Genomic DNA, 952 nt, shown 5'->3' with positions numbered 1-952 from the left:
TTTTCTGGAGCACGATTAAGCACAAGAAGTCAGGCACGTTTTTAATGACATTAACAATGGATCTTTAAGGATAGTGATGGCGAGTACAAGCATGAGATATGAGAAGAGAGAACAAAGAGCGACTTTATTAGGTGTTTTAGTCTCTAGTACGATGCTCAAGAAGGTTTTATTTTGGGGGCTTGGTTTTTCTTGTTTGTTAGCACCTTCAGCGTTACAGGCGCAAATTTCTGTTGATGCGAAGGCGAATTCTGCCCATCGTCCAGATATTGTGGCAGCCCCCAATGGGGTTCCTTCCATTGATATTGTTACCCCCAACAGCAGCGGTTTATCGCACAATAAATATGATGATTTTAATATTGGCCATGTAGGTGTGATTTGGAACAATCATGCGCAAGAAGTGGGACAATCGCAATTGGGGGGCATTATGCCTGGCAATCCACATTTGCGTTTTTCTGGTTCAGCGAAGGTTATTTTAAATGAAGTAACAAGCGGAAAACGCAGTGCGTTGAATGGTCCAGGAGAAGTTTTTGGAAAACAAGCCGATGTGATTATAGCCAACCCCAATGGCATAAGCTGTGATGGTTGTGGGTTTATCAATACGCCCCATGCGACATTAACCACCGGTGTTCCAGAAATTGATGTTTCTGGTTTTTTGAAAGGTTTTGTGGTGAAAGGTGGGGAGATCACTTTTGGTGCAAGGGGTGCGAATTTTTTTTCAGGCAAAGGGGTGGTTGATGTTGTCGATATTGTTTCACGCACTGTGCATTTTGAAGGTCCTGTTGCGGGCAGGGAAATTGGAGTTGCGGCTGGTACGGGAAATTTTGATTATGCTTCTCGCCAAATGAAGGCACTTACCGATATTACTGGTAAGCCGGAATATGCGATAGATGGTTCTGCTTTGGGGGCTCTCCAGGCGGATCAGATTAAACTTGTTGCGACAGAAAAAGGTGTT

At 43.9% G+C, this 952-nt stretch carries 1 protein-coding gene; it reads left to right on the top strand.

What is annotated here, in order from left to right; genetic code table 11:
• Nucleotides 1–91: 91 nt before the first annotated feature.
• Nucleotides 92–952, top strand: an 861-nt coding sequence (locus tag ACFINO_RS10035; protein ID WP_375655673.1) for a filamentous hemagglutinin N-terminal domain-containing protein, incomplete at its 3' end; no start/stop codon positions are given.

The organism is Bartonella sp. AA83SXKL (assembly GCF_042196965.1).
Lineage (GTDB): Bacteria > Pseudomonadota > Alphaproteobacteria > Rhizobiales > Rhizobiaceae > Bartonella.
This window is presented reverse-complemented; position numbering and strand designations above follow the sequence as displayed.